This window comes from Sphingomonas lutea (assembly GCF_014396785.1).
In the GTDB taxonomy this organism is placed as follows: domain Bacteria; phylum Pseudomonadota; class Alphaproteobacteria; order Sphingomonadales; family Sphingomonadaceae; genus Sphingomicrobium; species Sphingomicrobium luteum.
The window spans coordinates 430,723-454,658 of sequence record NZ_CP060718.1 but is presented as its reverse complement, the minus strand read 5'-3'; the positions used below and the strand labels follow the sequence as shown (position 1 = coordinate 454,658).

Below are 23,936 nucleotides of genomic sequence, written 5' to 3'. Positions count from 1 at the left end.
TTGTTCGGCGAAGCCTGTGTGACGGCTTCATTGCAGTTTTATGACAATCGGAGCGCGATTGCGCCGGACGGTGGGCGGGCGTAGGTGCCGCGCATGCCCAGTACATTCGAAACCTTTGCCGCGCTGCACGTGCCCGGCGACCCCGTCATCCTCTACAATATCTGGGACAGCGGCAGCGCGCTGGCGGTTTCCAAGGCGGGGGCGCGGGCGCTTGCCACGGGAAGCCATCCGGTCGGCGATGCGGCGGGGTTCGGCGACGGCCAGAAGGTGCCGATCGACTTCGTCTTCGACAATGCGCGGCGGATCATGGCCACGGTCGATTTGCCACTGACCGTGGATTTCGAGGGCGCCTATTCGGATGATCCCGCGGAAGGCGCGGCCAATGTCGCGCGGCTGAAGGAGACGGGTGCCGTCGGCTGTAATTTCGAGGACCAGGTGATTGGCGGGAAAGGCGTCCATCCGCTCGACCTGCAGGTGCGGCGGATCGCCGCGATCCGGGAGGCCGTCGGCAGCGATTTCTTCATCAATGCGCGGACCGACCTCTTGCTCAAGGAGAGCGAGCAAGGCGACGATGTGATCGACCGGGTGATCGAACGCGGCAGGGCTTTCGCCGATGCCGGGGCAAGCGGTTTCTTCGTGCCGCGCATCGCCGATCCCGCCGATATCGAACGCGTCGTGCGCGAAGTGCCGCTCCCGCTCAACGCCATCGCCTTCCCCGGCGCGCCGGACAAGACCGTCTGGGCGGAAGCGGGTGTGGCGCGGATCAGCCACGGACCATTCCCACACAAGGCGCTGATGGCCAAGCTTGAAGAGATGGCGCGCGCGGCGATTTCTTAGGGCCGAGGCATCCGGAACGCGCCCGAACCCATGGCGCCCGCAAGGTCCTTCCGGGGATCGATCGCGACGATCGATCTGACGCCCCTCAAATTCTTGCCGTAGTGGTTCGCCAGCCAGGGGAGTCGCCGGTGGATGGTGCGGGTCAGCCGCCCCCGGGTAAGTTCGACGGTGATCCGGCTGATCGCGGCGCCACCGCCGACATCCGACGGATCGACTGCATAGACGCTGGCTGGGTCCGCAAGGTCGCGAAACTTCACGTAATTTGGAAGGTAGATCAGGCCATCTTTCCGCGGCGGAGGCGGCGAATATTCATAGACCCTTCCGCGCTCGGCTTCCTCGAGCGGTGTTTTCATGTCGGTGGATCGCCCTTCGGCTAGCGCCGAGCGGACGATCTCCTGATTGAGAAGGACGAATAGGGTCGATCCGTCGGGAAGTTCGATGGCCACGGCATCCCCTTCCTGGGTGGTCGTATACTGGCTCGCGGCGAGCAACGGCAGGGTCGGGCGCACCACGATCTGCTGCACCGCCGATCCGCTTTTCGCCCCTGACGGCGTGCTGACGTCAACCGTCAACCGATACTTGTATCGCACCGGCCCATAGACCCAGGACAGCAGCGCAAACGCCGCGACCAAGCAGATTACGATGACCATGCAACCCCTCCGCATACGCTCGCCGCTCCCTATTGCACGCTCGGTCGGCGCAATCGCCACCACGACTTTCCGCGCGGACCCGACTTGAGGACCGTCTTGCGGAATAGCCTTGCGCCGAGGCGCAGGATGATCACGACCCACAAGAGCTGCCAGCCGAGCGCGAGGGCGTGCGGCCACAGGTCGGGCCGCTCGGCGGCGCGGGCGATCATGGCCATCGGCGAGGACAAGGGGAACAGTGCTGCAAGCAGCGCCTCGCCGCTGCTCGGCGCGCCGATCGCAGTCGCCGCGAAGCCGAACACGAGAACCTGCAGAAATGTGACGGGCATCGACATGGTCTGGACTTCGCGCACCGTCGCGGCCTGCGCGCCGATGGTCAGGAAGACCGCGCCAAGAAGCAGGTAGTTCATCGCGAAATAGGCGACGCCGAGGCCTAGGAAAGTCGGCCAGCCGGTCGCGGGGGGCGGCAGGGTAGCAACCCCGCCTTGCTTGATCAGGTCGATCAGCACGGCACCCGCGCCGATCCACACGATGATCCCAATCACCGAGGCGGCAAGCATTGCGAACAGTTTGCCGACGAACAGGGCATCGATCGGCACGGCGGCGGCGATCACTTCGATGATCTTGTTCGATTTCTCCTCAACCAACTGCGACAGCAACATGCCCGACAGCAGGATAGTGAGGAAAAACAGCGCCATCTGGCCGAGCTGGGCGGTGAGTGCGCGGTCCCGCGTGACGTGCGCGGGCGTCTGGCTGGTCGTCCGGATGTCGAGTGACGGCGCCCGCAATCCCCCGCCGGGCATGATCGCGCGGTCGAGGAGATATTCGACCTGCTGCGAAATCTGGTCTCCAGGCTTGATGTTGCCGATGAGACGCGGGGCGCCGAACCAGCCGGTGAGCACCGCACGGGCCGGACGCTGCTCGCTGGTGAGCAAGCGCTGGACGAGCTCCGCGTCGTCCGCCCCGCGCGGATATCCGACGATCTTGACGACATGGCCTTCGCCGGTGGCGCGGACGAGCGCCTCGCGCGCCCGGTGGAGCGCTTCATATTCCGCCTGCGACATGATGACGGCGACGGTCGGCTGCTGCGTCTGAGTCGCGACGCGTGCGCCGATGCTGCCGAACATGCCGCCCAGGAGCAGCGGGAACAGCGGCCCGAGCAGGAAGAAGATGAAGGTCTTCGACAGCACGGTGGCGGCGAAGTCGCGCCGCGCGATGACGAGCGCCGAGCGCAGGAAGCGCATCATTCCGCCGCCTCCTGCGAACCCATGGCGGCCGCCGCCGCATCGCCGGCGATAGCAACGAAAGCGTCGTGCAGCCCGGGTCGCTCGATCGCCAGCGTCTCAATGCCCGCATCGCCGTCGATCAGCGCCCTGAGCAAGGGTTCGGGACCGCTTTCGGGAAGTTCGAATACCCATGACCGTCCTTCGCGCCTTGCCCCGGCGGGAATCGCTGCGCGCCACGGGCCGTCGTGGGCGCGGGTGCACAGGCGGACGATCGGGCGCAGTCGCCCGCGCGCGGCATCGACGCTGCCTTCGAACGCGACCTTGCCCCCGGCGATGATCGCGATCCGCTCGCACAGCCGCTCTGCATGAGCGATGACATGGGTGGAAAAAATGATCGTCGCGCCGTCGCGCGCCTGGCCGCGGATCATCTCCTCCAGCCGCGCCTGGTTGATCGCGTCGAGACCCGAAAAGGGCTCGTCAAGTACGATCAGCCGCGGCCGATGGACCAACGTGCCGAGCAGCTGGACGGTTTGCGCCATGCCTTTCGACAAGGTGCGGATCGGCTTCCGCGCCCAATCGCCCAGTCCATATTCGGTGAGCAGGGCATCGGCGCGGCGGCGGCCTTCGGCCATCGGCAGGCCGCGCAGCGCACCGACGAAGGCAATCGCGTCCCGCGCCATCATCGCCGGGTAGAGGCCGCGCTCCTCGGGCAGATAACCGACTTCGGGAGCGGCATCGATCGGGCGGTCGTGGCCGAGCACACGGCGCGTGCCGCTGGACGGGTCGATGATCCCAAGCAGCATGCGCAGCGTCGTCGTCTTGCCCGCGCCGTTGGGGCCGAGCAGGCCGTAGATCGTGCCAGCGGGGACGGCCAGGCTGACACCGTCGACGGCGCGCGTGTCACCGAAATCCTTGACCAGGTCGCGCGCCAGCACCGCGGGCGGCGGGCTTCTGACCTCATCTTGCCGGAGCTGCTGGTGCACTGAAATTCCTACGAAATCCGCCCGCCCCGGTGTACAGGCCCGCGCGTGAATACGGGGCAAAGCCTTGAGGAAGCAATAAGGGCGGAAGCGGCGCGGCTGGGCTTCGTCGCCTGCGGTTTCACGCGCGCGGATGCGGCGGACGTGGCGGGCCAGGACCTGCTCGAATGGATCGGCGACGGGCGCCACGGCGGCATGGACTGGATGGCGGCGCGCGCGCACCACCGCGTGTCGGCGCAGGCGTTGTGGCCCGAGGCACGGTCGGCGATTGCGCTGGCGACGAGCTATGCGCCCGCGTCCGACCCACTTGCGCTGGCGGCGCGGCCCGACCTTGGCCGCATCTCGGTCTATGCGCAGGGCGGCGATTATCACAAGACGGTCAAGAAGGCGCTGAAAGCGCTGGCGCGGTTCATCGTCGATGCCGTGCCGTCCGAACTCAAGGTGTTCGTCGATACTGCGCCGGTGATGGAAAAGCCGCTGGCGCAGGCGGCGGGGATCGGCTGGCAGGGCAAGCACACCAACCTGCTCAGCCGTGAGCATGGCAATTGGCTGTTCCTTGGCGTCATCCTCACCAGCCTCGAGCTCACCCCGGACCCGCCGGCAACGGCCGGGCAGCATTGCGGCAGCTGCTCGCGCTGCCTCGACGCTTGCCCGACACGCGCCTTCGACGGGCCGCACCGGATCGATGCGCGGCGCTGCATTTCCTATCTGACGATCGAGCATGACGGGCCGATCCCCGAGGAATATCGCGCGGCGATGGGCAATCGTATTTACGGCTGCGACGACTGCCTGGCAGTATGCCCGTGGAACAGCTTTGCCGATGCCGCCGCGGCAAACCGCGCCTTCCTGCCCCGCGCCGAGCTCGCCGCGCCGCGGCTGGCGGACTTGCTCGCGCTCGACGACGCCGCCTTCCGCGAGATGTTCGCGGGATCGCCGATCAAGCGCATCGGCCGCGATCGCATGATCCGCAATTGCCTGGTTGCCGCCGGAAACAGCAGCGATGCGACCCTTCTAGGCCCCGTCGAACGACACCTTTCCGACGCCAATCCCGTGATCGCGGAAGCGGCGCGCTGGGCGCACGATCACCTCGTCGCGCGGATCGCGGAGATGCAGGCCGCCTGATCGGTATCCGCGCCGGACGGCAAGCGCGCGTCGCTATGCGCGACACGGGTCACCCCCTGCCCGCTTGGCGGCGGATAGAGATAGGCGTCGAAGATGCATTGCGGGCGGCGGAACTGCATCTTCAGGCCGACGCCTTCACGCACTTGCAGCGCGGGACTGCCGAGTTGCGCGATAAGCTCCGCCGAAGTCAGGCCCAGGACGCTGGAATAGACATGCGTCGACGGCGTGACGGGAAGGGTAGGCATCGGCGTTTCGGTCTCGGGCGCAGTGGCGCAGGCGGACAGGAGAAGGATTACGGCGGGCACAAGGTAACGCATGATGGAACGATGCCGACGCGCAGCGGCCGACGCAAGGTTGCGAGTGCGCCCCAGCGTCGCTACGCGCCCGCCTTCATCCCCGCATCCGGAGAACCTATGCCCGACCGCCGCCTCGACGTGCTCGCCATCGGCAATGCCATCGTCGATGTCATCGCCAACGCCGACGACGCCTTTCTCGACCGCGAAGGCATGCACAAGGGTGCGATGCGACTGATCGACGAAGCCGAGGCGACGCGGCTGTACGATGCGATGGGCCCGGCGCGTGAGGCCAGCGGCGGGTCGGCCGCCAACACCGTGGCGGGGCTGGCGTCGCTCGGGCTGTCGGCGGGCTTCATCGGCCAGCTTGGCGACGACCAGCTGGGGGAAATCTTCACCCACGACATTCGCAGCCTTGGCGTCGCGTTCGACACGCCGCCGCGTGGCGATGTCGGTGCCACCGCCCGTTGCCTGATCCTGGTCACGCCCGATGCCCAGCGGACGATGAACACTTTCCTGGGCGCAGCGCAGATGCTGTCGCCCGACGCGGTCGATCCAGCTGCGGTCGCCGACGCGCGAATTGTCTACCTCGAAGGCTATTTGTGGGATCCCGCCGATCCGCGCGCGGCGATGTACAAAGCGATGGACGCGGCGCGCGACGCGGGAACGCAGGTCGCCTTCACCCTTTCCGACAGCTTCGTTGTCGACCGCCATCGCGGCGACGTGCTCAAGCTGCTCGAGGAGCGGCGCATCGACATCCTCTTCGCCAACGAGGCGGAAATCCTGATGCTCGCCGGCGGCGCGAACCTCGATGCCGCGCTCGACGCGATCGCGCCGCAGGTCGCGACCCTGGTGGTGACCCGAAGCGAGCATGGTGCGGTCGCACGTCGGGGGGACGAGCGGGCCGAGGTTCCGGCGGCCGCGATCCATGCGTTGGTCGACACCACGGGCGCGGGCGACCTGTTCGCCGCCGGCTTCCTTGCCGGGGAAGCGCGCGGCGCAAGCCTAGAGACCTCGCTCAAGCTGGGCGCGATCTGCGCGGCTGAGGTGATCCAGCATTTCGGCGCCCGGCCCGAAGCGGACCTGAAGACGCTCGTCGGCGACCTCCTCGACTAACAAGAAAACGGCCCCGCGTCGCCGCGAGGCCGTGTCCTTCGATTCGACCGCCGCTTAGTGGCGGTGATCGGGGTCGTTGATCCCCGGGACGTGCGGCGCGAGGTCGTGCGCTTCACCCTCATGGACTTCCACCAGGCCGCGCCCAAGGTGGCTGTGGCGCCGGCCGTAGAGGAAGTAGATGCCGAAGCCGATGATCGTCCAGAGCGGCAGCACCAACATCGCTTCCAGCGGAAGGTTGAAGAACAGGAAGAGACAGCCGCCGATGGTCAGCAGGGCCACTAGCGGGAGCGCCGGCACCCGGAAGGCGCGCTTCCGGTTCGGTTCAGTCCGGCGCAATTGCCAGACCGCAATCGCGACCATGAGGAAGGCGTAGAGCGTTCCTGCATTGGCGACGTCCGCCAGTGCTCCGACGGGGAAGAAGGCCGCCGCGACCGCAACGATGAGGCCCGTGATGATGGTCACGACGTGAGGGGTTTTCCACTTCGGGTGAACCCTCGACAGAGCTTCCGGAAGCAGGCCGTCGCGCGCCATGACGAAGAAGATGCGCGTCTGGCCGAACAGCAGGATGAGGATCACCGACGGCAGCGCGATGAAAGCCGCGTAGCCGAGCATGTTTCCGATGGTGCCATAGCCGATGGTGTGGAGGACGTGCGCCAGCGGCTCACGCGAGCAGACCAGGGCATCGACATATTGCGGAGTTGCGCACTGCAGCGACAGCGCTTCGCCCGCCGGCAGCGGCGCGCCGTTGGCACCCATGACCGGCTGACCGCCGATGGCGCCGACCGCGCCCGCCGTTACCAGCATGTAGAACACGGTGCAGATGGCAAGCGAGCCGATCAGCCCGATGGGCACGTTACGCTGTGGATTCTTGGTTTCTTCCGCGGCTGTCGAGACCGCGTCGAAGCCGACATAGGCAAAGAACATGGTCGCCGCGGCGCCGACCACGCCAACGCCCGATCCAAAGCCGCCGAACATGCCGGCAGGTGCAAAGGGCTCGAAATTGGCGGCCTGAACCACCGGCAGCGTCAGCGCACAGAAGACCGTCAGCGCGGTGACCTTGATCGCAACCAGGATCGCGTTGACCTTGGCGCTTTCCGACGTGCCGATGACGAGCAGGCCAGTAACCACAAGGGCGATGGCAAGTGCAGGAAGGTTGAGAAGTCCGCCGGCCTTGCCGCCGAGCACAACCGGCCCGGAACTTAGCCAGTCGGGGAAGTCTATTCCCCAACTTCGCTCCATGACCGTATCGATAAAATAGTTTGACCAACCGACGGACACGGCAGAGGCGCCGACGGCATATTCGAGCAACAGCGCCCAGCCGACGGTCCATGCCAGGAACTCGCCCTGCGCAGTGTAGGAATAGGTGTAGGCCGATCCGGCGACCGGGATCATCGAGGAGATTTCGGCGTAGCACAAAGCGGCGACGACGCAGACTGCACCGGCAATGATGAAACTGATCAAGGTGCCCGGCCCGGCTTTCTGCGCACCCACCGAGGTGAGGACGAAAATGCCGGTCCCGATGATCGCCCCGACGCCGAACAAGGTCAGCTGAAGCGCGCCAAGCGAGCGGTGGAGGGACTTCTTCTCGGCTGTCGCGAGAATCGCATCCAGCGGCTTAACCCGGCCGAACAAACCGCCCCGCGGTGCCCTTGTCGCCATAATCCGAACTTCCCCTGATGTCTGGTTCGGGGCGGAGCCTAGCGGCTGAATCCTTGAGGGCAATCCCCGATGATCGCCCTAGGAGGCGAGCATCGGCCCGAGCGGACGCCCGCCGAAGACGTGGACGTGGAGGTGCGGCACCTCCTGCCCCGCGTGGCCGCCGACGTTGGCAAGCGCGCGATATCCGGCAGCGACCAGGCCGGCGTCGCGGGCGACCTTCCCTACCGCGCGGACAAAGCCCGCGATCTCCGAATCCGAAGCGCGCGCGGAAAAGTCGTCCCAGGACACGTAGCGCCCCTTGGGAATCACCAGGATGTGGCTGGGCGCGAGCGGATTGATGTCGTGGAAGGCCAGTGCGTGATCGTCTTCGTAGACGCGCCTGGCCGGGATTTCCCCGCGCAGGATGCGGGCGAAGATGTTGTCATCGTCATAGGGTTGCATGGGATCGATGGGCATGGACGACTCCGCTTGACCGCGTTGAGCCGCCCGCTACCACGACAGGCGATGAGCGACGAGGCACCGGAAAGTCTGATTCCGTACGACGAGATCGTGCAGGAGGCCCTGCGCGCGGTGGTCGGACGGGTCTTGCGTGAGGTGGAAGCGACTGGCGACCTGCCCGGCGACCACCATTTCTACATCACCTTCAACACGCGCATGCCGGGGGTGTCGATCCCGAAGCACCTGTCCGAAAAATTCCCGGAAGAAATGACGATCGTCATCCAGAACCGCTTCTGGGACCTCAAGGTGGAAGAGGACGGCTTTACCGTCGGCCTGTCGTTCGGCGGCGTTCCGGCGACGCTCGTCGTGCCCTTTGCCGCGGTGACGCAGTTCCACGATCCCGCAGTCGAATTCGCGCTGACCTTTCACGCCAATGAAACCGACGCGCCGCGCGAGGGTCATGAGGACGCCCAGAACGACGCCCCAGCGGCCGAGCCGGTCGAGGACGGATCCAACGTCGTCAGCGTGGACTTCACGCGCAAAAAGTAACAGTAGCCCGGTCATTGCGAGCGGAGCGGAGCGATCCACCCTGTGGATCTCCGCGCCGCTACGCGCCTCGTATGACGACCTGAGGAACTCCATGCCGAATACCCGCACCGAAACCGACAGCTTCGGGCCGATCCAGGTGCCCGCCGACGCTTATTGGGGCGCGCAGACCGAACGGTCGATCGGCAATTTCCCGTTCGGCCCGCGCGAACAAATGCCGATCGAGATCGTCCACGCGCTGGGGTTCATCAAGCAGGCGGCGGCGCGGGTGAATGCGCGCGTCGCGGGCCTCGACGTGCAGATTGCCGAGGCGATCCAGCAGGCGGCGGCGGAAGTGGCGCGCGGTGACCTCGACCGGCAATTTCCGCTGGTCGTCTGGCAGACGGGATCGGGCACCCAGTCGAACATGAACGCCAATGAGGTGATCGCCGGCCGTGCCAACGAAATCCTGACCGGCAAGCGGGGCGGCAAGGACCCGGTTCACCCCAACGACCATGTCAACAAAAGCCAGTCGTCGAATGACAGCTTCCCCACCGCGATGCACATCGCCGCGGCACGCGCCGTTCATTATCGGCTGCTGCCGTCGCTGAAGTCCATGCACACGCGCCTGGCCGACCAGGCCAAGCGCTGGGATTCGATCGTCAAGATCGGGCGCACCCACCTGCAGGATGCGACCCCGCTCACGCTGGGGCAGGAATTTTCCGGCTATGCGGCGCAGGTCGAGGATTGCATTGCCCGCGTCGAAGGCACGATGCCGCGGCTGATGCGGCTGGCGCAGGGCGGGACCGCGGTCGGGACCGGGCTCAACGCGCCCAAGGACTTTGCCGAGGATTTCGCGCGCGAGGTGGCCAACCTGACGCGGCTGCCGTTCACCTCGGCGCCCAACAAGTTCGCCGAAATGGGCGCGCACGATACGATGGTCGAACTGTCGGGCGTGCTCAACGTGATTGCGGTCGCGCTCAGCAAGATCGCCAACGACATCCGGCTGCTCGGCTCGGGTCCACGCTGCGGCCTTGGCGAATTGAAGCTGCCGGAGAATGAGCCCGGAAGCTCGATCATGCCGGGCAAGGTCAATCCGACCCAGGCCGAGATGCTGACGATGGTCGCCGCGCAAGTTATGGGCAATCACATGGCGGTGACGGTCGGCGGGCTCCAGGGCCATATGGAGCTGAACGTGTTCAAGCCGCTCATTGGCGCCAACGTGGTGCGTTCGATCAACCTGCTCAGCGTCGGCATGGAAAGCTTCACCACCCGCATGCTCGACGGCACCGAGCCCGACGAGCAGCGGATCGGCGACCTCATGAACCGATCGCTGATGCTGGTCACCGCGCTCGCGCCCGAAATCGGCTACGATAATGCCGCAACCATCGCCAAGCATGCGCACAAGAAGGGGCTGACGTTGAAGGAGGCCGGGCTCGAGCTCGGCCTGGTCGACGAAGCGACTTTCGACCGCGTGGTGAAGCCGGAGACGATGATCGGGCGTTAACACGGTCATGCGTAACGCCCTCATTCTGTTCAGCCTGATTGCCAGCGGCTGCGCATCTGCGCCGCAGCCATCGCACGTCGGCGGCAACCTGCCGTCGGGCCGGTGGGGCGGTGACCAGGTCGCGCTGGAGATTTCCGCCGACGGCAGCGGCCGAATCGAGATGTCGTGTGCCACCGCCGAGTTCGCCGGGCCCGTGAAGGTCGATGTCGGCGGACATTTCCTGACCGACGGCCGCTTTGCGCGCGGGACGGGCGTCGCGACCCGGGAGGGCCCGGAATGGGTGCCGGCGACGATCAGCGGCCGGGTCGACGGCCGCGAGACCTTGTGGCTCGATATCGCGCTGCGCGATTCCTATCCAGTGCGCAGCGCTCGGCTGACGCGCAACGCCGAGCCCAACCTATTGCGCTGCCTGTAAGCCACTAGAGGCCGAAACTGAGCCGTACGCCGAGGTTGTCGATGCCGGGATTCTGCCCGCTGAACAGGGTCGCGTGGCTCATGTGAACCCAGCTCGCCTCGATGGTCGCACGGTTGCCGATGCGCGCGCCGATGCCGAGTTCGGGTTCGAACAGGATCCGGCTGCCGAAGGCGATACGGTCGGTGCGCATGAAATCGTCGGTCGATCCATTGTGGATGGCAAGCCCCAGGCCGGGGCGGATGAAGATCCTGTCGCCGAACATGGCGGAAATGCCGGCGGCCGCGTAGCTCGTCTCGCCTGCGGTATTGAGCGCGCCGAAGACATATGGCTGGAAGCGGCTCTTGCCGATGCGCCCGCCGCGCCAGCCCAGCTGGACGTCGGCGCCGCTTTCGATCCCGCTAAGGTTGAGAGGGGTTTTGACGTCGTGGACGTAAAGGCCGCCGAAGACCTCCCCGGCGTGGGCCGTATTTGGCAGGACCGTCAGTAAAGCGGCGGCAAGTACGCAGGAAAGGCGATGAGTCATGATCGGCATTCATCCTCAGGGCAGGGGTGGTTCAAAGCGCAGACTGCCAGGCCTGCAGCGATTCGTTGGGCGCCAATAGCATCCAGACATTAAGGGTCAGGTTGTCGCGGATGACGAACAGCGGGACCAGCTCCAGGGCAAGGAGCAATCCCAGCGATAGCCACAGCGGCAGCTTGCGCGCGGCAAGGAAGCCAAGGGCCATCATGCCGATGTCGGACAACGAATTGACGATGCTGTCGCCGGTGTAGCCCAGCGCCGCGGTCTGCTCACGATAGCGGTCGATGATCCACGGCGTATTCTCGGCTATCTCCCACGCCGCTTCGATCAGCAGCGCGACGAGAAAGCGCGTTTCGATCGGCCAGCGGCGCGCCACGAGCCAAAGACCCGCGTAGAAAAGGAGGCCGTGGGCGACATGGCTTGGGCTGTACCAGTCGCTAAGCATCTGACTGGTCGTCGGCCCATCACGCGTGCCGACCCACAGGTCGACCGTTCCGCAGGTGCAGATGGCGTTGCGGCCCATCGCCAGCAAAATGACGCCGGCGGCAATGACGATCAGGATGGATGTCAAGGCGGCACGGCGGGTCATGGCCGGCAGCCTAGGCAGCGTTGATGCTATTGGAAAGCCGGGAGAATTCGCCTCGGGCCGAACTTATTCGGCGAGTGGGATCGCCGGCGTTTCGACCGTTCGTTCGGCCGTGACCGCGCGGCGCCGCGCAAGGGCGGCATAGGCCAGCGCAAGGTCGCCGTTCACCTCGACCGCTTCGTCACGGTCCTTGCAGAAAGCGGCGGCGCGCGCTTCGGCGGCGCGGCGGCGGAAATATTCGCTGTCGTGCACGTCGGGGGTCACTTGGTTCAATTCCTCGTTCACTGTCCGGAAAGGTAAAAGTTGTGCGTGACGATTTGAAGTCGGCTCGCGTCGTCCCGCCGCAACCGCTGTTCGATTGGACGCAACGGAACGGGCATTCGGGCCGTTTGTGCCGCGAAATGAGCGGAAAAACCGAAAAAAACTGGTTCGAGCGGCTTGGTTGCCAAGTCTCTGAATGGGTCGCGGACATCGCCGGCCACCCCTTTGCGCAGATCGGGGTCATCCTCATTTGCGCCTTCTGGTTCCTCGGCGGATTCGCCACCGATCTGCTGACCGCGATCCTGTCGATCCTGGCAATCACGCTCAGCCAGATGGTGCTCAACAATCAGGCGCAGCGCGAGATCGACATTCATCGCCGAGACGTGGCGATGCACGCCAAGCTCGATGAACTCATTGCCGTGTCGCGCCGCGCCAAGAACGAATTCATCGGGATCGAGGAGCGCGAGGAGGACGAAATCGTCCAACTCAAGGAAGAAGTGAAGGACGCGATCGAGGAGTCGACAGAGGCGCGCACGCCGGAAGAGCGCCGACACGCGCTGGAGGAAGCCGAGCGCGCCAAGGACGAGCTTGAGGATGCCGAAGAAAAGAGCGCTTCCCCGCGCAAGGCGCGGCCCTAGCACGGCGGCCTTTGCGGGGCGGTGCGCGGGTTGCTAAGGCGCAGCGGCTTTCACCCCGGCGGGTCTTGCCGCCACCGCAATGCACATAAGGACGCCAATGATCCCCACCGGCCAGGATAGCCTCGGCACTCGCACAACGCTCGACGCCGGCGGCAAGAGCTACACCTATTTCTCGCTGGCCAAGGCGGCCGAGGCACTCGGCGACGTCAGCCGCCTGCCCTTCTCAATGAAGGTGCTGCTGGAGAATTTGCTGCGGTTCGAAGATGGCGAAACGGTCACCCGCGACGACCTTCAGGCGATGCTCGACTGGATCAAGGAGCGCAAAATCGCACGCGAGATCCAATATCGCCCGGCCCGCGTGCTGATGCAGGATTTCACCGGCGTGCCCGCAGTGGTCGACCTTGCCGCAATGCGCGATGCGATGGCCAAGCTTGGCGGCGACCCGCAGAAGATCAACCCGCTCGTCCCCGTCCATCTGGTCATCGACCATAGCGTGATGGTCGACGAATTCGGCACGCCGCAAAGCTTCGGCCGCAACGTCGAGCTTGAATATGCCCGCAACGGCGAGCGCTACGAATTCCTGAAGTGGGCAACGCAGGCGTTCGATAATTTCCAGGTCGTGCCGCCGGGCACCGGCATCTGCCACCAGGTCAATCTGGAACATGTCGCGCAATGCGTGTGGACCGACACCGACGCGAATGGCGAGACCCTGGCCTATCCCGACACGCTGGTCGGGACCGACAGCCATACGACCATGGTCAATGGCCTGGGCGTGCTCGGCTGGGGCGTCGGCGGGATCGAGGCCGAGGCGGCGATGCTCGGCCAGCCGGTCAGCATGCTGATTCCCGAAGTCGTCGGTTTCCGCCTCTCGGGCGAGCTCAAGGAAGGGATCACCGCGACCGACCTGGTGCTGACCGTGACCCAGATGCTGCGCGCCAAGGGCGTCGTCGGCCGCTTCGTCGAATTCTACGGCCCCGGCCTCGACAGCATGAGCGTCGCCGACCGCGCGACGATCGCCAACATGGCCCCAGAATATGGCGCAACTTGCGGCTTCTTCCCGATCGACGAGCGGACCATCGAATATCTTCGCCTGACCGCGCGCGACGAGGCGCGGATCGCGCTGGTCGAGGCTTATTGCAAGGCGCAGGGCCTGTGGCGCGATGCGAACGCGCCCGAGCCGGTGTTCACCGATACGCTCGAGCTCGACATGGGCAGTATCGAGCCTTCGCTGGCAGGGCCCAAGCGTCCGCAGGACCGCGTCCTGCTGAGCGAGGTCGACGACCAGTTCAATGCCGAGCTCGATGGCACCTACAAGAAGGCCAATGACCCGCGCGTGCCGGTCGCGGACGCCGATTACGACTTCGGCAATGGCGATGTCGCGATCGCCGCCATTACCAGCTGCACCAACACATCCAACCCGTCGGTCTTGATCGCCGCCGGCCTCGTCGCCCGCAAAGCTCGCGAGAAGGGGCTGACGAGCAAGCCGTGGGTCAAGACCAGCCTTGCGCCCGGAAGCCAGGTTGTCACCGACTACCTCAACGAGAGCGGGCTGAGCGAGGATCTCAACGCGCTCGGCTTCGACCTGGTCGGTTACGGCTGCACGACCTGCATCGGCAATTCGGGCCCGCTGCCCGAGCCGATCAGCAAGGCGATCAACGACAATGATCTGGTCGCGGTCAGTGTCCTAAGCGGCAACCGCAATTTCGAAGGGCGCGTGTCGCCCGATTGCCGCGCCAATTACCTCGCCTCGCCCCCGCTGGTGGTGGCCTATGCGCTCAAGGGCACGGTGCGGTCGGACATGATCAACGACCCGATCGGCACGGGCAGCAACGGCCAGCCGGTATTCCTCAAGGACATCTGGCCTTCGAACGCCGAAATCCGCGCGCTGATCGACGCCCACGTCCATTCGGAGATGTTTGGGCGGCGCTACGCCGACGTCTATCACGGCGACGAGCGCTGGCGGGCGATCGAGATCACCGGCGGCGAGACCTACGCCTGGCCGGCGGAATCGACCTATATCCAGAACCCGCCCTATTTCACCGGGATGACGATGCAGGCGGTGGCGCCGGGCGACATCGAGCGCGCCCGCGCGCTGGCGGTGTTCGGCGATTCGATCACGACCGACCACATCTCGCCCGCCGGCGCGATCAAGCCCGACAGCCCCGCGGGACGCTTCCTGCTCGAGCATCAGGTGCCGCGCGGGGAATTCAACAGCTATGGCGCGCGGCGCGGCAACCATGAAGTGATGATGCGCGGGACCTTCGCCAACATCCGCATCCGCAACCGCATGCTGGAGGGCGTGGAGGGCGGCTTCACCCGCTATGCGCCGACCGGCGAGACGATGGCGATCTACGACGCGGCGATGCTGTACAAGCAGGACGGCCGCCCGCTGGTGGTCATCGCCGGCAAGGAATATGGCACGGGCAGTTCGCGCGACTGGGCGGCCAAGGGTACGGTCCTGCTCGGCGTGCGCGCGGTCATCGCCGAAAGCTATGAACGCATCCACCGCTCGAACCTGGTCGGCATGGGCGTCCTGCCGCTGCAATTCCGCGATGGTGAGAATGCCGAGACGCACGGCCTCACGGGCGACGAGAAGTTCACCATCACCGGCGTTGCGAGCATCCAGCCGCGGCAGGATGTCGAGGTCACCGTCATCCGAGCCGACAAGAGCGAGTTCACGATGACCGCACGCTGCCGCATCGATACGTTCAACGAGCTCGAATATTTCCGATCGGGCGGCATCCTGCACTACGTGCTGCGGCGGCTCGCGTCCTGACCATGGGCGCCCGCATCGGCCGCATGACCGCTATTGAGCGCGACGCGGTCAATGCCGTCGGCACCGCCGCCTACGCGCAGTTCGAGGGCGTTTACTCGGATTGGGCTCGCTTCTACGCGGGCGCGGCGAACCTGGCCGCGCTGGACATCGAAGGCCAAGTGCTGGTGGCGCGCGATCATTCGGGCGCGATCCTGGGTGCGGTTGGCTATTTCGGCCCGGGAACGCCGCGGCCCGAATGCTTCGCACCCAATACCGCCGTCATCCGCATGCTCGCGGTTGCGCCTAAGGCGCGCGGCGGCGGGATCGGCCGCGCGCTGACCGACGCCTGCATCGAACGGGCGAAAGCGGATGGTGCGCCGACCATCAGCCTGCACACCAGCCCGGCGATGGCGGTCGCCTTGGCAATGTACCAGCGCGTGGGCTTTCGCGAGGTGCGCACCTTGCCCGATCGCTTCGGCGTTCCCTACGCCGTCTACCAGCGGGAGTTGAACTGATGAGCATCGACGGCCGCTGCCATTGCGGGGCGTGCACCGTGCGGCTGCCGCGCCTTCCCGACAGCGTCACTGAGTGCAATTGCAGCCTGTGCCGCGCGACCGGCTTCCGCGGGGTCTATTTCCGTTCGGACGAGATCGAGATCGCGGGCGACTTCGACAGCTATGTGCGCAGCGACATCGGCGAAGCCTTCCTGCGCAACTTCCGCTGCAGCAATTGCGGGATGGCGACGCACTGGGAGCCCCTGACCGCGCCGCCGCATGAGCGGATGGGCGTCAACGCCAACATGCTCGACCCCACTGCAATCGCGGGATTGCCCGTTCGCCACGTTGACGGGGCGAGCTGGTGACGGCGGTCGAGCTTGTCGTCGAGATCGTCGGCTGGGGCGGTGCGGCGCTGATCCTGCTCGCTTACCTCCTGCTCTCGGCGGGGAAGCTCACCGGCCAGTCGATCGCCTATCAGGCGATGAACGTCGTCGGCGCGGCGGGCTTCATCGTCAACGGCTGGTGGCACGGGGCCATTCCCTCGGCGACGCTCAACGTCGTCTGGATGCTGATCGGCGCCATCGCCTTGTGGCGGATCATGGCTAGGCGGCGCGCCGACCCGGCGGTCCGCCCGCCCGCGACCGACTAGTTCGCGCCGGCAGTCGCCAGGATCGCCGCGAGGACGATCCGCCGCACCTTCACATTGTCGGCCTTCTCGATCCCGATCCACTCGTCGGGGGCGTGGGCACGATTCCCGCTCGACCCGCGCGGCAGGGTGAGCGCGGGGATGCCAAGGCTCATCGGCAGGTTGGAATCGGTCGAGGATGCGCTCTGCCGGACGTTGATGCCCTCGGTGCGGTACGCGGCCTCGGTGAAGCGGACGATGTCCGATGTGGCGGGGGTCTGTCCGGCCGGCCGGTCGCCGATCTTCTTGGTGTCCGCCGTCACCTTGCCTTCACGCGTGTCGCGCGCGGCATTCTCCGCCGCGACCGAGCGCGCGACGACGTCGAGGAACTGGCGCTCGACCTTCGCCAGTTCGGCCGCGGATTCGGAGCGCATGTCGACTTCGAGCCAGACCTCCTGCGGGATCGAGTTGACCGAGGTTCCGCCGCCGACGACGCTGGCGCTGTAGGTCGTCTTGGGCTTGGCCGGTACCTTGATCTGATAAAGGCCGGTGACCGTGCCTGCGAGCGCACCCATCGGATTGACCAGCCCGAACGCGCCATAGCTGTGACCGCCCGGCCCCTTGTAGGTGATGCGGTAGCGCTTTGAGCCGGTGCCCGCCGTGGTGACGCTTTGCAGACCGCCGCCGTCGATCGAGAAGAAGGCGCCGATCCGGCCCTGATACTTGCCCTTGGTGAACAAGTGGCGGACGCCGCGCAGGTCGCCCGGCCCTTCCTCACCCACCGTGCCGACGAACAAGATGTCGCGGCGCGTGCGGATATCGCCCGCCTTCATCGCGTCGATCAGCGAGAGGATGGTGGCAAGGCCCGCGCTGTCGTCGCCGACGCCGGGTGCGTGGAGCTTCTCGCCCTCGCGCCGGACCTTCACGTTGGTGCCTTCGGGAAAGACGGTGTCGAGGTGCGCCGAGACGACCACGACGGGACCGGCCGCAGTGCCCTTGCGCAAGCCGAGGACGTTGCCCTCGGCGTCGATCTCGACATCGGACAGGCCGCGCGCGCGGAGCATGTCGGCGAAGGCCTTGGCGCGCGCGGCTTCCTTGAACGGCGGCGCCGGGATTTCGGTCAGCGTGATGGTATCCGCAATCCACTGGTCGTGGCCCGCATCGAGCGCGGCGGCGGCGCGCTTGAACGGCACCCCCGCGACGATCTGGCGAACCGCCGCGTCGGGTGCAGATTGCGCGAACGCGGGGACGGTTAGGCCAAGCAGGAGCGCGGAAAGCAGGAAAGGACGCATGTTTACTCCGATGCGGCGGGGATGAGCGAAGCTTCGAGCCATTCGGGGATACGGACGCCCGTGAGGTCGTCAACCCGGCGATGCTCAACCGCCAGGCCGAGGTCGGGATAATGGGCCCGGGTGCGCGGGCCGGATTCGGCGGCGTCGACCACGACCAGACGGCGGTTGACCTTGCTCCGCCAGTTCATCCGCGCCGTATTCTCCTGGCCGATGAAGCAGCCCTTGGTGAAGCTGACGCCGTTCAGTTCGGCCGCATTGCATTCGAGCCAGAGGATGTCGCCCAGCTCGGCGCGGCCCTCGCACACGCCATGACTCAGGCGGTGCGCGCGCCAGGCGTCATCGGCGCCGTCATCCCCGCCCCACGGCGCCATCCATCGGCGGCCCAATGAAGCAAGCCGCGGATCCTCGATGCCCTCCTCGCCGTCCGCCGACCAGTGGACGCACAACGTCGGTTCGCGTTCGATGCGGATCGGGCGGCGCAAGCGGTACAGCGTCAACCGCTTGGCGAGGTCGCCGGCACAGTCTCGGTCGCAATCGATGAGCAGGTCGTCGCCGTCCTCCCACACGAGGAAATCGAACAGGCACTTGCCCTGCGGCGTCAACAAGCCCGCCCAGACCGGCAGGGCGCCGCTAACGTCCTGCGTGACGAGGCCGTTGAGGAAGCCGCGCACGTCCTCGCCCGACAAGCGGATGAGGGCGCGCTCGGTGAGGGTGGTTGCGGGCATGATCATCAGTTAGGGAGCGCACCGTGGCTTCGCAAACGCTGACCATCCGCCGCCCCGACGACTGGCACGTACATCTGCGCGACGGCGAGATGCTGCGGCGGGTAGCGCCCTATACCGCGCGGCAGTTTGCGCGGGCGATCGTCATGCCCAACCTGGCCCCCCCGGTGACGACGATGGACGCGGCGAGCGACTATCGCGAGCGGATCATCGCTGCCGCGGGCGGCGGCTTCACCCCACTCATGACCTGTTACCTGACCGATGAGAGCGATCCCGGCGAGCTTGCGCGCGGCCATGAGGAAGGCGTGTGGATCGCCGCCAAGCTCTACCCCGCCGGCGCTACGACCAACAGCGCCAGCGGCGTCACCGACATCCGCCGCATCGCGCCCTCGCTCGAGCGGATGGAGCGGATCGGCATGGTGTTGTGCGTCCATGGCGAGGTGACCGACCCGCACGTCGACGTGTTCGACCGCGAGGCGGTGTTCATCGACCGCGTGCTGACGGGCGTCGTGCGCGATTTCCCCGCGCTAAAGATCGTGTTCGAGCATATTACGACCCGGGATGCAGCGCAGTTCGTGGCCGATAGCGGCGCCAATATCGCCGCGACGGTGACGCCCCAGCACCTCATCATCAACCGCAACGCCCTGTTCGCCGGGGGCCTTCGCCCGCACGCTTATTGCCTGCCGGTGGCCAAGCGCGAGGAGCATCGGCTGGCGGTGCGCGCCGCTGCCGTGTCGGGATCACCCAAATTCTTCCTGGGTACCGACAGCGCGCCGCACAGCCGCGACGCCAAGGAATCATCGTGTGGCTGCGCCGGCATCTTCAACGCCCCTTTCGCGCTGGAAAGCTACGTCGCCGTGTTCGACGAGGAGGATGCGCTTGACCGGTTCGAGGGGTTCGCCGCTGAACATGGCGCGCGTTTCTACGGTCTGCAGCTCAACGATGGCACGGTAACGCTGGAACAGCGCGAGGCCCACGTCCCGGAAGACATCGCCGGCGTCGTCCCGTTCCATGCTGGCGCGACGTTGCGCTGGAGTTATGCCGGCTAAATTCCGCCATGCCCGGTGTCGCCGATCACGTCAGCGAAATGGCGCTCGATCGCGTCGTAACATTCGCACGCCCGCGCTTCGAGCCCGGCACGGTCGATGACGTGGATGATCCCGCGTCGGGTGGTGATCAGTCCGTCGTCCTGAAGCTCGCGAATGACGGCGTTGACCGTCGTCCGTTGCACGCCGAGCAGTCCAGCCATCGCTTCCTGGGTCAATTCGAGCCGGCTGCCCGCGCGATCCTGCGCGTGCAGCAGCCAGCGCGCGGCACGCTGCGTGATCGAATGGAAGGCGTTGCACGCCACTGACTGCATCACTTGCGACAGCAGGTAATCCGAATAGCGGCAAAAAATGTTGGCGACGAACCCCGAGCGCCGCTTGGCCCCTTCGAGCGCGTCCATCGGCACCTTGAGCGCAGCGCCACCGACCAGCACCTCGGCGCGTGAGAAAGCCGGCGCCTGGCCGCAGCTGACAATCCCGCCGACGGCGCCTTCGCGGCCGATCGAGGCGACCTCGATCGATCGGTTGCCGGACAGGGCAACGCCAAGAGAGACCATCGTTTCGCCAATCGGGAACAGGCTGTCGGTGACCTGCTCGCCACGCCGCAGGACCAGCGCGCCCGCGTCGAGCTCAACCATCGTCGCGGCGGTTTCGATCAGCGCGCGGGATTCGCCGGTGAACGTCGAAAGCAGCCGATTGCCGAGGAAGGCGTCGTCGACAGTGGCGTGATCGTCAGCCAGCACGTCCATCTGTTCCCTCCAGACTCGGGCGCTGCCCCTCTTGTCGCCCTTACCCCTCCCGCGCGGCAGAGTTCAACGCTTGATCGGATCCGCTTCGCGCCGCGTACCGAGCAGCAGGCAATCGGCGACCAGCCGCAGCGGCGCCACGTCGATGCTGCTGTCACGGGCATCGATCAGGTCGAGGAACGTGCGGTAGATGTCGGGATATTCGCCAGGACCTTCGTCGTTGCTTGCTTGGCCGTCGATCGCCAGCCGGGCGCCGCCGTTTTCCAGCCTGACGCGGGTACCGTCGCTGGTGTCGACCGCGATCGTCCATTCCTCACCCTCGGTGCGTCGCCAGTCGAGGCTGCAGCGAAGCGGCCCGTCGGCCTGCGGACTGGAGAAAGCGATGTCGGCCGCGATCGGGGTTTGCGCGCCGTGCGGGACGTGGAGCTCCGCGCTGCGCACGAACAAGGACCCGGGAAAGATCCGCGTGAGAATCGAGAAAGCGTTGATGCCGGGATCGAACACGCCAAAGCCGCCGGGCTGCCAGATCCAGTCCTGGCCCGGATGCCATTTGTCGACGTCCTCGTGCCAGCGGATGTCGAGCCGTGCGATGCGTTTGCCGGCGAGCGCCCGCGCTGCGGCATCGACCGTGCGATGGTGCTGTGCGTGCCAGGTGGCGAACAGGCTGACGCGCTGCGCTTCGGCCAGGCAGGCGAGGTCGGCGATTTCGGTCAGCGTTGCAGTCGGCGGTTTTTCAAGCAGGCAGTGGAGCCCGGCGAGCACGCATTCGCGCGCAATTTCATAGCGCGGGCCGGGCGGCGTAGTGATCGCCACCGCTTCGAGTCCGTCAACCTCGCGGATGAGCTTGCGCCAATCGGTGAAGGTCTGGCCCACGCCCTGTCCCGAGCGACTCGACGATGCGACCAGATCGAAGCGCGGGTTGGCGGTGATAGCCGGCACATGCTGGTCCGCCGCGATCTTGCCGAAGCCAAGAATCGCCGTGCGGATCGGCGTCATGCGGGCAGTGCTTCGATGAAGGCCCGCGCCTTTTCGCCCGTTTCAGCTGCGGACTGTCCCGGCTTGTAGAGCGCGGATCCAAGGCCAAATCCATCGGCCCCCGCGTCGAGCCACTGCGCCATGTCGCCCGGAGTGATCCCTCCAACGACGATTAGCGGCACTTTCTTGGGAAGGATCACGCGTTGCGCCTTCAGCACTGCCGGCGAGCCCCCCTCGGCCGGGAAGAACTTGAGTGCATGCGCGCCGCCTTTAAGCGCGGCAACCGCCTCCGACGGGGTAAAGTAGCCGGGGCAGGAAATCAGGCCGGCCGCGACCGTCGCGCTGACAACCGAGGGGTCGAACGCCGGTGAAATGATCAGGCGCCCACCCGCCGCAGCGACGGGCGCGATGACCTGCTCGGTGAGCACGGTGCCGGCGCCGATCAGCGCATCATTCCCGAAGTGCGCGACAAGGCGCTCCACGCCCGGCAAGGCTTCCGACGACTGGACGGGAATTTCGATGATGCGAATGCCTGCATCGAAAAGCGCCTGGCCGATGGGCTCGACCTCGTCCGGCGTGACGCCGCGCAGGATTGCGATCAGCGGGCAAGCGTCGAGGTACAGGCGGAAGATTTCGGCGGGGGTCATTCGATGCGCTCCGCAATAGCTTTTATTCCGGCAAGGAAGCAGCGTTCGCCGTCGAGCTCGCGCGCCTGAATCCCAGCCTGGGCAAGGGCAGCGGCGTAAAGTTCGGTCAACTCGGGGCGGCCCATGACGACGACCTCAGCAGGGACCGTCCCCGCCAGGCCAATGCGCAGGTCGGCGCCGATCAGCAGCCCGCTGGTAAAGGATGCCGGTGACGAGTGCGGCGCCTGGCCGAGAAGGGTGCGGGCGCGGACCGCGAATAGCTCGGCGGGGATGTCGTCATGCGTGAGGCCGTGATCGACCCCGGTGCGGAAGGCACCGTCATCGGGCTCGACATCGGGCTGGAGCAAGTCGGCGAGGATGCTGTGTTCCTTGAGCAGGTTGAACAGCTCGCCGGTCATCACGGTGCGGAATTCGGCGATCCTGCCACGCGCGACCCGCGCCCATTTGTTGTGCGTGCCCGGATGACAGACCAGGGCGTCGGGCGGAATCGTCTCGTCAGCGACCGCGCCCAGCAGTTGCACCTCCTCGCCGCGCATCACATCGGCGCGGCCTTCGCCGACGTAGGAAACGCCGGGGACGATCGCTTCGCGGTCGCTGGGCCGCACCAGCGCCGCCGCGAGATCGTCAATGGCCGCGGGACATGGCACGTAGGGCGCCTCGACCCAACCGCGGTTGGAGCCGATCATGCCGGCAAGCAGCAGCGGCTGATCGCCTAACCGTTGGCGGATCTCGGCAATCGCGGCGGGGAAGCCGCCGGCCGGGACCGACAGGATGCCCTGGCTGTCTTCATGTTCATCGACACATGAGCCCGAGGCATCGAGCAGATAGGCACGCCGATTGCTCGTGCCCCAATCCACCGCGATCAAGCCGTCCGCCCAGCGCATCGTGTCGCCCATGCGCGGTACAACCGAAGCCGCGCAAGTTAGCTCCGTGGTTTTCTTTTGGCCCGCGCTCACTAACGTCGCCGCGATGCCGATCGAGGTTCAGTGCGTTGCCGATGTCCATGCCGTGCTCGGGGAAGGCCCGGTGTGGGTCGCGCGCGAGAACGCGCTTTACTGGGTCGACATCAAGGGCCGCAGGATTTTCCGGCTGACCGGCGACCGCGAACTGACGTCGTGGGAGACACCGCTCCGCGTCGGGTCGCTGGCCCCCTGCGCCAACGGTGGGTTCATCGGCGGCACCGAGGACGGGATCGCGCTGATCGACCCGGCCGCCGGCCGCTACGACATCCTCCACGATCCCGAAGCGCATTTGCCCGACAATCGCTTCAACGATGGCAAGGTCGACCGCCGCGGGCGCTTCTGGGCCGGATCGATGGACGACCGCGAAGCCGCCGCGACCGGGACACTCTATGTTCTCGGCGGCGATTCCGCTCCCGTCCCCATCGACCGTGAATATCAGGTGACGAACGGCCCCGCGTTCAGCCCGGCGGGCAACGTCATGTACCACAATGATTCGGCACGTGCGGTGACCTATGCCTTCGACATCGGCGCCGACGGCGGTGTCGCCAACCGCCGCAGCTTCCTTCAGTTCGGGCCCGGCGAAGGCTATCCCGACGGCATGACGGTCGATGCCGAAGGGTGCCTGTGGGTCGCTTTCTGGGACGGGTGGTGCGTCCGGCGTTATTCACCGGGCGGCGCGTGGCTGGAGACCATCCGCACGCCCGTCGCCCGCCCGACCAGCTGTGCCTTCGGCGGACCGAACTTCGAGAATCTCTACATCACTTCCGCAAGCATCGGGCTCGATGCCGAAGCTCGTGTGATGCAACCAAATGCCGGGGGTTGTTTATGTGCGTGCCGGGCGTGCGCGGGTTGCCCGACATCCCCTTCGCGGGCTGACGAGACCTTGGGAGAGTAACTCA

At 66.3% G+C, this 23,936-nt stretch carries 28 protein-coding genes; 13 read left to right on the top strand and 15 right to left on the bottom strand.

What is annotated here, in order from left to right; genetic code table 11:
- Positions 1 to 93: 93 nt before the first annotated feature.
- Positions 94 to 837, top strand: coding sequence for an isocitrate lyase/PEP mutase family protein (locus H9L13_RS02370; RefSeq protein WP_187538697.1), 744 nt, complete (start codon positions 94 to 96; stop codon positions 835 to 837).
- Here the strand turns inward: H9L13_RS02370 and H9L13_RS02365 are convergent.
- The 3 genes from H9L13_RS02365 to H9L13_RS02355 are packed head-to-tail and all read right to left on the bottom strand — an operon-like array spanning position 834 to position 3,693.
- Positions 834 to 1,487, bottom strand: a complete 654-nt coding sequence (locus H9L13_RS02365) for a hypothetical protein (RefSeq protein ID WP_187538695.1) — start codon at positions 1,485 to 1,487, stop codon at positions 834 to 836. The genes H9L13_RS02370 and H9L13_RS02365 overlap by 4 nt on opposite strands.
- Before the next feature lie 29 nt (positions 1,488 to 1,516).
- Positions 1,517 to 2,731, bottom strand: a complete 1,215-nt coding sequence (locus H9L13_RS02360; RefSeq protein ID WP_187538693.1) for an ABC transporter permease — start codon at positions 2,729 to 2,731, stop codon at positions 1,517 to 1,519.
- Positions 2,728 to 3,693, bottom strand: coding sequence for an ABC transporter ATP-binding protein (locus tag H9L13_RS02355; RefSeq protein ID WP_187538691.1), 966 nt, complete (start codon positions 3,691 to 3,693; stop codon positions 2,728 to 2,730). The genes H9L13_RS02360 and H9L13_RS02355 overlap by 4 nt, the downstream gene beginning before the upstream one ends.
- Positions 3,694 to 3,738: 45 nt before the next feature.
- Here H9L13_RS02355 and queG point away from each other — a divergent pair, with 45 nt between their 5' ends.
- A complete protein-coding gene (gene queG / locus H9L13_RS02350; RefSeq protein ID WP_187538689.1) occupies positions 3,739 to 4,812 on the top strand; it encodes a tRNA epoxyqueuosine(34) reductase QueG in 1,074 nt (357 codons plus the stop codon).
- Here the strand turns inward: queG and H9L13_RS02345 are convergent.
- The gene (locus H9L13_RS02345) at positions 4,773 to 5,129 is read right to left on the bottom strand and encodes a hypothetical protein (protein WP_187538687.1); all 357 of its coding nucleotides are present in this window, start codon (positions 5,127 to 5,129) and stop codon (positions 4,773 to 4,775) included. The two genes, queG and H9L13_RS02345, sit on opposite strands and share 40 nt — an antisense overlap.
- Positions 5,130 to 5,225: 96 nt before the next feature.
- On the opposite strand from H9L13_RS02345, the gene H9L13_RS02340 reads away from it, so the two are divergent.
- On the top strand, positions 5,226 to 6,221 hold the full coding sequence (locus H9L13_RS02340; protein ID WP_187538685.1) for an adenosine kinase: 996 nt from the start codon (positions 5,226 to 5,228) through the stop codon (positions 6,219 to 6,221).
- A 54-nt stretch (positions 6,222 to 6,275) separates the two neighbouring features.
- On the opposite strand, the gene H9L13_RS02335 is transcribed toward H9L13_RS02340, so the two are convergent.
- Together H9L13_RS02335 and H9L13_RS02330 are read right to left on the bottom strand one after the other, a co-directional pair.
- Positions 6,276 to 7,880, bottom strand: coding sequence for an amino acid permease (locus H9L13_RS02335; protein ID WP_187538683.1), 1,605 nt, complete (start codon positions 7,878 to 7,880; stop codon positions 6,276 to 6,278).
- A gap of 78 nt (positions 7,881 to 7,958) precedes the next feature.
- Complete coding sequence (locus tag H9L13_RS02330; protein WP_187538681.1) at positions 7,959 to 8,336, bottom strand: histidine triad nucleotide-binding protein; 378 nt, start codon at positions 8,334 to 8,336, stop codon at positions 7,959 to 7,961.
- A 48-nt stretch (positions 8,337 to 8,384) separates the two neighbouring features.
- Here H9L13_RS02330 and H9L13_RS02325 point away from each other — a divergent pair, with 48 nt between their 5' ends.
- The 3 genes from H9L13_RS02325 (at position 8,385) to H9L13_RS02315 (ending at position 10,765) form a co-directional block, all read left to right on the top strand.
- Positions 8,385 to 8,867, top strand: a complete 483-nt coding sequence (locus tag H9L13_RS02325) for an SspB family protein (protein WP_187538679.1) — start codon at positions 8,385 to 8,387, stop codon at positions 8,865 to 8,867.
- A 91-nt stretch (positions 8,868 to 8,958) separates the two neighbouring features.
- Positions 8,959 to 10,350 (top strand): class II fumarate hydratase, encoded by a 1,392-nt coding sequence (fumC, locus tag H9L13_RS02320; RefSeq protein ID WP_187538677.1) that lies wholly within the window; start codon positions 8,959 to 8,961, stop codon positions 10,348 to 10,350.
- Positions 10,351 to 10,357: 7 nt separating this feature from the next.
- Positions 10,358 to 10,765, top strand: a complete 408-nt coding sequence (locus H9L13_RS02315) for a hypothetical protein (RefSeq protein ID WP_187538675.1) — start codon at positions 10,358 to 10,360, stop codon at positions 10,763 to 10,765.
- Positions 10,766 to 10,769: 4 nt separating this feature from the next.
- On the opposite strand, the gene H9L13_RS02310 is transcribed toward H9L13_RS02315, so the two are convergent.
- The 3 genes from H9L13_RS02310 to H9L13_RS02300 all read right to left on the bottom strand — a co-directional run bounded on the left by H9L13_RS02310 (position 10,770) and on the right by H9L13_RS02300 (position 12,135).
- A complete protein-coding gene (locus H9L13_RS02310; RefSeq protein ID WP_187538674.1) occupies positions 10,770 to 11,288 on the bottom strand; it encodes an acyloxyacyl hydrolase in 519 nt (172 codons plus the stop codon).
- Positions 11,289 to 11,319: 31 nt separating this feature from the next.
- Positions 11,320 to 11,874 (bottom strand): DUF2585 family protein, encoded by a 555-nt coding sequence (locus H9L13_RS02305; RefSeq protein ID WP_187538672.1) that lies wholly within the window; start codon positions 11,872 to 11,874, stop codon positions 11,320 to 11,322.
- Between the two features lie 63 nt (positions 11,875 to 11,937).
- Complete coding sequence (locus H9L13_RS02300; protein ID WP_187538670.1) at positions 11,938 to 12,135, bottom strand: hypothetical protein; 198 nt, start codon at positions 12,133 to 12,135, stop codon at positions 11,938 to 11,940.
- Between the two features lie 41 nt (positions 12,136 to 12,176).
- On the opposite strand from H9L13_RS02300, the gene H9L13_RS02295 reads away from it, so the two are divergent.
- From H9L13_RS02295 to H9L13_RS02275, 5 genes are all read left to right on the top strand, one after another.
- Positions 12,177 to 12,770 (top strand): low affinity iron permease family protein, encoded by a 594-nt coding sequence (locus H9L13_RS02295; protein WP_187538668.1) that lies wholly within the window; start codon positions 12,177 to 12,179, stop codon positions 12,768 to 12,770.
- Positions 12,771 to 12,867: 97 nt separating this feature from the next.
- A complete protein-coding gene (gene acnA / locus H9L13_RS02290; RefSeq protein WP_187538666.1) occupies positions 12,868 to 15,546 on the top strand; it encodes an aconitate hydratase AcnA in 2,679 nt (892 codons plus the stop codon).
- Between the two features lie 2 nt (positions 15,547 to 15,548).
- Positions 15,549 to 16,040: a GNAT family N-acetyltransferase gene (locus tag H9L13_RS02285; RefSeq protein WP_223176468.1), complete on the top strand. Its 492-nt coding sequence runs from the start codon at positions 15,549 to 15,551 to the stop codon at positions 16,038 to 16,040.
- On the top strand, positions 16,040 to 16,387 hold the full coding sequence (locus H9L13_RS02280; RefSeq protein ID WP_187538664.1) for a GFA family protein: 348 nt from the start codon (positions 16,040 to 16,042) through the stop codon (positions 16,385 to 16,387). Before H9L13_RS02285 ends, H9L13_RS02280 begins: the two co-directional genes overlap by 1 nt.
- Positions 16,384 to 16,671 carry a CBU_0592 family membrane protein gene (locus H9L13_RS02275; protein WP_187538662.1) on the top strand — a complete coding sequence of 96 codons (288 nt, stop codon included), beginning with the start codon at positions 16,384 to 16,386 and terminating at the stop codon, positions 16,669 to 16,671. The genes H9L13_RS02280 and H9L13_RS02275 overlap by 4 nt, the downstream gene beginning before the upstream one ends.
- Here H9L13_RS02275 and H9L13_RS02270 read toward each other — a convergent pair.
- Entirely contained in the window at positions 16,668 to 17,939 is a 1,272-nt protein-coding gene (locus H9L13_RS02270) for a M20/M25/M40 family metallo-hydrolase (RefSeq protein WP_187538660.1), read from the bottom strand. The two genes, H9L13_RS02275 and H9L13_RS02270, sit on opposite strands and share 4 nt — an antisense overlap.
- 2 nt (positions 17,940 to 17,941) lie before the next feature.
- On the bottom strand, positions 17,942 to 18,664 hold the full coding sequence (gene ygfZ, locus H9L13_RS02265; RefSeq protein ID WP_187538658.1) for a CAF17-like 4Fe-4S cluster assembly/insertion protein YgfZ: 723 nt from the start codon (positions 18,662 to 18,664) through the stop codon (positions 17,942 to 17,944).
- A gap of 23 nt (positions 18,665 to 18,687) precedes the next feature.
- On the opposite strand from ygfZ, the gene pyrC reads away from it, so the two are divergent.
- The gene (gene pyrC / locus H9L13_RS02260; protein WP_187538656.1) at positions 18,688 to 19,710 is read left to right on the top strand and encodes a dihydroorotase; all 1,023 of its coding nucleotides are present in this window, start codon (positions 18,688 to 18,690) and stop codon (positions 19,708 to 19,710) included.
- Here the strand turns inward: pyrC and H9L13_RS02255 are convergent.
- The 4 genes from H9L13_RS02255 to H9L13_RS02240 all read right to left on the bottom strand — a co-directional run bounded on the left by H9L13_RS02255 (position 19,707) and on the right by H9L13_RS02240 (position 22,971).
- Positions 19,707 to 20,456, bottom strand: coding sequence for a Crp/Fnr family transcriptional regulator (locus tag H9L13_RS02255; protein WP_187538654.1), 750 nt, complete (start codon positions 20,454 to 20,456; stop codon positions 19,707 to 19,709). The two genes, pyrC and H9L13_RS02255, sit on opposite strands and share 4 nt — an antisense overlap.
- Positions 20,457 to 20,519: 63 nt before the next feature.
- Complete coding sequence (locus tag H9L13_RS02250) at positions 20,520 to 21,449, bottom strand: Gfo/Idh/MocA family protein (protein WP_187538652.1); 930 nt, start codon at positions 21,447 to 21,449, stop codon at positions 20,520 to 20,522.
- Positions 21,446 to 22,075, bottom strand: a complete 630-nt coding sequence (locus H9L13_RS02245; RefSeq protein ID WP_187538650.1) for a 2-dehydro-3-deoxy-6-phosphogalactonate aldolase — start codon at positions 22,073 to 22,075, stop codon at positions 21,446 to 21,448. Before H9L13_RS02245 ends, H9L13_RS02250 begins: the two co-directional genes overlap by 4 nt.
- Positions 22,072 to 22,971, bottom strand: a complete 900-nt coding sequence (locus tag H9L13_RS02240; protein ID WP_235091092.1) for a 2-dehydro-3-deoxygalactonokinase — start codon at positions 22,969 to 22,971, stop codon at positions 22,072 to 22,074. Before H9L13_RS02240 ends, H9L13_RS02245 begins: the two co-directional genes overlap by 4 nt.
- Before the next feature lie 73 nt (positions 22,972 to 23,044).
- On the opposite strand from H9L13_RS02240, the gene H9L13_RS02235 reads away from it, so the two are divergent.
- Complete coding sequence (locus H9L13_RS02235; RefSeq protein WP_223176467.1) at positions 23,045 to 23,932, top strand: SMP-30/gluconolactonase/LRE family protein; 888 nt, start codon at positions 23,045 to 23,047, stop codon at positions 23,930 to 23,932.
- Positions 23,933 to 23,936: the final 4 nt, after the last annotated feature.

Coding starts and splice junctions, on each gene's coding strand:
- H9L13_RS02370 (WP_187538697.1), top strand. CDS start 94: ATGCCCAGTACATTCGAAACCTTTGCCGCGCTGCACGTGCCCGGCGAC.
- H9L13_RS02365 (WP_187538695.1), bottom strand. CDS start 1,487: ATGGTCATCGTAATCTGCTTGGTCGCGGCGTTTGCGCTGCTGTCCTGG.
- H9L13_RS02360 (WP_187538693.1), bottom strand. CDS start 2,731: ATGATGCGCTTCCTGCGCTCGGCGCTCGTCATCGCGCGGCGCGACTTC.
- H9L13_RS02345 (WP_187538687.1), bottom strand. CDS start 5,129: ATGCGTTACCTTGTGCCCGCCGTAATCCTTCTCCTGTCCGCCTGCGCC.
- H9L13_RS02340 (WP_187538685.1), top strand. CDS start 5,226: ATGCCCGACCGCCGCCTCGACGTGCTCGCCATCGGCAATGCCATCGTC.
- H9L13_RS02335 (WP_187538683.1), bottom strand. CDS start 7,880: ATGGCGACAAGGGCACCGCGGGGCGGTTTGTTCGGCCGGGTTAAGCCG.
- H9L13_RS02330 (WP_187538681.1), bottom strand. CDS start 8,336: ATGCCCATCGATCCCATGCAACCCTATGACGATGACAACATCTTCGCC.
- H9L13_RS02325 (WP_187538679.1), top strand. CDS start 8,385: ATGAGCGACGAGGCACCGGAAAGTCTGATTCCGTACGACGAGATCGTG.
- fumC (WP_187538677.1), top strand. CDS start 8,959: ATGCCGAATACCCGCACCGAAACCGACAGCTTCGGGCCGATCCAGGTG.
- H9L13_RS02315 (WP_187538675.1), top strand. CDS start 10,358: ATGCGTAACGCCCTCATTCTGTTCAGCCTGATTGCCAGCGGCTGCGCA.
- H9L13_RS02310 (WP_187538674.1), bottom strand. CDS start 11,288: ATGACTCATCGCCTTTCCTGCGTACTTGCCGCCGCTTTACTGACGGTC.
- H9L13_RS02305 (WP_187538672.1), bottom strand. CDS start 11,874: ATGACCCGCCGTGCCGCCTTGACATCCATCCTGATCGTCATTGCCGCC.
- acnA (WP_187538666.1), top strand. CDS start 12,868: ATGATCCCCACCGGCCAGGATAGCCTCGGCACTCGCACAACGCTCGAC.
- H9L13_RS02285 (WP_223176468.1), top strand. CDS start 15,549: ATGGGCGCCCGCATCGGCCGCATGACCGCTATTGAGCGCGACGCGGTC.
- H9L13_RS02280 (WP_187538664.1), top strand. CDS start 16,040: ATGAGCATCGACGGCCGCTGCCATTGCGGGGCGTGCACCGTGCGGCTG.
- H9L13_RS02270 (WP_187538660.1), bottom strand. CDS start 17,939: ATGCGTCCTTTCCTGCTTTCCGCGCTCCTGCTTGGCCTAACCGTCCCC.
- ygfZ (WP_187538658.1), bottom strand. CDS start 18,664: ATGCCCGCAACCACCCTCACCGAGCGCGCCCTCATCCGCTTGTCGGGC.
- H9L13_RS02255 (WP_187538654.1), bottom strand. CDS start 20,456: ATGGACGTGCTGGCTGACGATCACGCCACTGTCGACGACGCCTTCCTC.
- H9L13_RS02250 (WP_187538652.1), bottom strand. CDS start 21,449: ATGACGCCGATCCGCACGGCGATTCTTGGCTTCGGCAAGATCGCGGCG.
- H9L13_RS02245 (WP_187538650.1), bottom strand. CDS start 22,075: ATGACCCCCGCCGAAATCTTCCGCCTGTACCTCGACGCTTGCCCGCTG.
- H9L13_RS02240 (WP_235091092.1), bottom strand. CDS start 22,971: ATGGGCGACACGATGCGCTGGGCGGACGGCTTGATCGCGGTGGATTGG.
- H9L13_RS02235 (WP_223176467.1), top strand. CDS start 23,045: ATGCCGATCGAGGTTCAGTGCGTTGCCGATGTCCATGCCGTGCTCGGG.